This is a genomic window from Streptomyces sp. BE303 (assembly GCF_036290945.1).
Taxonomy (GTDB): Bacteria; Actinomycetota; Actinomycetes; order Streptomycetales; family Streptomycetaceae; genus Kitasatospora.
Genome location: NZ_JAQYWZ010000387.1, coordinates 1 through 4,603 on the forward strand (window position 1 = coordinate 1; position 4,603 = coordinate 4,603).

1 protein-coding gene is annotated in these 4,603 nt (G+C 76.8%); it reads left to right on the forward strand.

Translation table 11 applies throughout. From position 1 onward, the window contains the following. Nucleotides 1–4,603: SDR family NAD(P)-dependent oxidoreductase (locus tag PUR56_RS06875; RefSeq protein ID WP_329948254.1), on the forward strand; the 4,603-nt coding region annotated here is incomplete at both ends.

A 4,603-nucleotide genomic window follows, 5' to 3' on the forward strand; every position in this document is an offset into this window, starting at 1 on the left:
CACCATCACCGGCACCGGCGGCATGGTCTCCCTCACCCACCCCCTCGACCACACCCACCAACTCATCGCCCCCTGGCACGACCGCATCTCCGTCGCCGCCGTCAACGGCCCCACCGCCGTCGTCGTCAGCGGCGACAACGAGGCCCTGGCGGAGCTGGTCGCGGTCTGCGAGCGCGAGGGCGTCCGGGCCCGGGTGATCCCGGTGGACTACGCCTCGCACTCGGCGCAGGTCGAGCGGATCCGCGAGCGGCTCGCCGGGCTGCTGGCCGGGGTGCGGCCGACGGCGAGCAGGGTGCCGCTCTTCTCGACGGTGACCGGCGACTGGCTGGACACCACCCTGATGACCGGCGACTACTGGTACACCAACCTGCGGCGGACCGTGCTCTTCGAGACCGGGGTGCGCGCGCTCGCCGACCAGCGGTACCAGGTCTTCCTGGAGGTCTCGCCGCACCCGGTGCTGACCCTGCCGGTCCTGGACGGCGCGGCGGCGGCCGGCGTGCCCGACGTGCTGGCCACCGGCACCCTGCGGCGCGACGAGGGCGGCCTCCCCCGGCTGCTCACGACGGCGGCCGAGCTGTGGGTGCGCGGAGTGCCGGTCGACTGGAGCGCGGTGTACTCGGGCGGCGGCGGGCGGCGGATCGAGCTGCCGACCCACCCCTTCCGGCGGCAGCGCTACTGGTTGAGCGCCGACGCTCCCGCCGGCACCGGCGCCGAGGGCGACGACGGCGCGTTCTGGCGGCTGGTCGCGGACGCGGACCTGGCCGCGACGGCCCGCACCCTGGCGGTGGACGCCGGGTCGCTGGGCGAGGTGCTGCCGGCGCTGAACGCCTGGCACCGCCGGCAGCAGGAGAGTTCGGCGCTGGAGTCCTGGCGCTACCGCGTCCAGTGGCAGCAGCTGCCCACCCCCGCGCACGACGCGTTCGGCGGCCGCTGGCTGCTCGTGGTGCCCGCCGGGCACCCGGCGGACGACGTGGCGGCGCTGGTCGGGGCACTGGGCCGGGACGGCGCCGAGGTGCGCACCGTCGAGCTGGGCGAGCGGGAGGTGGAGCGCTCCGCCGCGGCCGAGCGGCTGGCCGCCGCGACGGCCGAAACCGACGGCGGCACCGAGGGCCTCACCGGCATCCTGTCGCTGCTCGCGTCGGCCGGTGAACCGCACCCGGCCCACCCGGCGCTGCCCACCGGCGCCGCGCTCACCCTGGCGCTGATCCAGGCGCTGGGCGACCTGGGGATGGACGCGCCGCTCTGGTGCGCCACCCGGGGCGCGGTGTCGGTCGGCGTCGGCGACCCGCTGACCGCACCGGACCAGGCCCTGGTCTGGGGCACCGGCATGGTCGCCGGGCTGGAGCACTCCGCGCGCTGGGCCGGTCTGGTCGACCTACCGCCGGTGCTCGACTCGCGCGCCCTGGACGCCGTGCGGGCGGCGCTGACCGGCGCGACCGGCGAGGACCAGCTCGCGGTCCGCCCGGCCGGTCTGTACGCCCGCCGGCTGGTCCGCGCCCCGCGCCCCACCGTGCCGCGCCGCGCCTGGCGACCGCGCGGGACCGTCCTGGTCACCGGCGGCACCGGCGCGCTCGGCCCGCACCTCGCCCGGTGGCTGGCCAGGGGCGGCGCCGAGCACCTGGTGCTGCCCGGCCGGCGCGGCGCGGACGTCCCCGGAGCGGCCGAGCTGACGGCCGAACTCGCCGAACTGGGCACCCGGCTGAGCCTGCCGCGGTGCGACGTGGCCGACCGCGAGGAGGTCGCCCGCCTGCTGTCCGACCTGGAGGAGCGGGGCGAGCCGGTCACCGCCGTCTTCCACGCCGCCGCCTACATCGAGCTGGCGCCGCTGGACGTCGTCCCGGTCGACTCCTTCGAGCGGGTGGTCGCCGCGAAGGCCGCCGGTGCCAAGCACCTGGACGAGCTGCTGGACCGCGAGCTGGACGCGTTCGTGCTGTTCTCCTCGATCGCGGGCGTCTGGGGCAGCAGCAACCACGCCGCCTACTCGGCGGGCAACGCCTACCTGGACGCGCTCGCCGAGGCCCGCCGCGCCCGCGGACTGACCGCCACCACCGTCGACTGGGGCGTGTGGAAGGCGGCCAACCCGTGGGCCGAGCGGGAGACCCTCGACGAGGCCGACTTCCACCGGGTGCAGCGCCAGGGCCTGCCGCTGATCGACCCCGAGCCGGCGGTCACCGCGCTGCAGCACGCGCTGGACGACGACGAGACGGTCATCGCCCTGGCCGAGGTGGACTGGGCGCAGTTCTCGGCGGTCTTCACCTCGGTGCGGCCCAGCCGCCTGCTGACCGGGGTGCCGGAGGTCCGCGCGCTCGGCGGGACGACGGCGGCGCCGGCCGCCACCCCGGCCGCCTCGGTGCTGCGCGAGCGGCTGGCCGGACTGCCGGAGGCCGAGCAGACCCGGGTCGTCCTCAACCTGGTGCGCGGCCACGCGGCCGAGGTGCTGGGGCACGGATCGGCGGAGGCCGTGCCCGCCGGCCGGGCCTTCCAGGAGCTGGGCTTCGACTCGCTGACCGCCGTCGAGCTGCGCAACCGGCTCAACGCGGCCACCGGTCTGCGGCTGCCCGCCACCCTGGTCTTCGACTACCCGTCGGCCGGGGTGCTGGCCGAGCTGATCCGCTCCTCCCTGCTCGGTGAGCGCTCCGACGCGGCCGACGACCCGGGCGTGCGGGCCGCCGAACCCGACGAACCGATCGCGATCGTCGCGATGGGCTGCCGGCTGCCGGGCGGGATCAGCACGCCGGATCAGCTGTGGCAGCTGCTGGTGGAGGGCGGTGACGTGGTGTCCGAGTTCCCGGTCAACCGCGGCTGGCCGCTGGACACCCTGTTCGACCCCGACCCGGACCGGCCGGGCACCTCCACCACCCGCCACGGCGGCTTCCTGCACGACGCGGGCGACTTCGACGCCGAGTTCTTCGGCATCTCGCCGCGCGAGGCGCTCGCCATGGACCCGCAGCAGCGGCTGCTGCTGGAGACCTCCTGGGAGGCGCTCGAACGGGCCGGCATCGACCCGGTGGCGCTGCGCGGCAGCAGCACCGGGGTGTTCACCGGCGTCAACTACCAGGACTACGCCGCCGCGGTGGCCCAGTCCGCGGAGAACGAGGGCCACCTGCTGACCGGCAGCGCGGCCAGTGTGGTCTCCGGCCGGGTGGCCTACACGCTCGGCCTCGAAGGCCCGGCGATCACCGTCGACACCGCGTGCTCGGCCTCACTGGTCGCGCTGCACCTGGCCGCCCGGGCGCTGCGCGCCGGCGACTGCTCGCTCGCACTGGTCGGCGGCGTGGCGGTGATGTCCACGCCGGGCGCGATCCTCAGCTTCTCCCGCCAGCGCGGGCTCGCCGCGGACGGCCGCTGCAAGGCCTTCGCGGACGCCGCGGACGGGATGGGCATGTCCGAGGGCGCCGGCGTGCTGCTGGTCGAGCGGCTCTCCGACGCGCGGCGCAACGGGCACCCGGTGCTGGCGGTGCTGCGCGGCTCGGCGGTCAACCAGGACGGCGCCAGCAACGGCCTGGCCGCCCCCAACGGGCCCTCGCAGCAGCGGGTGATCCGCGCGGCGCTGGCCGACGCCGGCCTGCGGGCCGCCGAGGTCGACGTGGTCGAGGCGCACGGCACCGGCACCACGCTGGGCGACCCGATCGAGGCCCAGGCCCTGCTGGCCACCTACGGGCAGCAGCGGCCGGCCGAACTCCCCCTGCTGGTGGGCTCGGTGAAGTCCAACGTCGGGCACACCCAGGCCGCCGCCGGGGTCACCGGGGTGATGAAGGCGGTGCTGGCGATCCAGCACCGCCTGGTGCCCGCGACCCTGCACGTCGACCGGCCCTCCGGCAAGGTCGACTGGTCGGCCGGCGCACTGTCGCTCGTCACCGAGGCGGTGCCGTGGCCGCAGGCGGACCGCCCGGCCCGCGCGGGGGTGTCCTCGTTCGGCATGAGCGGCACCAACGCGCACGTGATCCTGGAGGAGGCCCCGGCCGCCGACGCCGCGCCGGTGACGCGGGACGCTCCGGACGAGCCGGTCGCCTGGCTGCTCTCCGGCCGCACCGAGCAGGCCGTGGACGACCAGTTCGACCGGCTGGCCGAACGGCTGGCCGACCGGGACGCCGCCCCGTCGGCCGTCGCCCGGACGCTGGCCGGACGGACCGCCTTCGAGCACCGCGCGGTGCTGGTCGGCGACCGCGCACAGCTGCGGACCGGCCTCGCGGGCGGGGCCGCGCACCTGGTGCGCGGCCGGGACGCCTCGGACGGGCGCACGGTCTTCGTCTTCCCCGGCCAGGGTTCGCAGTGGGCCGGCATGGCCGCCGCGCTGCTGGACACCGAGCCCGCGTTCGCCGAGCGGATCGCGCAGTGCGAGCAGGCGCTCGCGCCGCACGTCGACTGGTCACTCACCCGGCTGCTGCGCGACGCCGAGCCGCTGGAGCGGGTCGACGTCGTCCAGCCCGCCCTGTGGGCGGTGATGGTCTCCCTCGCCGCGCTCTGGCAGCACCACGGCGTCCACCCCGACGCCGTCCTCGGCCACTCGCAGGGCGAGATCGCCGCCGCGGTGGTGGCCGGCGCGCTGAGCCTGGAGGACGGCGCCCGGGTCTCCGCCCTGCGCAGCCGGGCCCTCGACGCC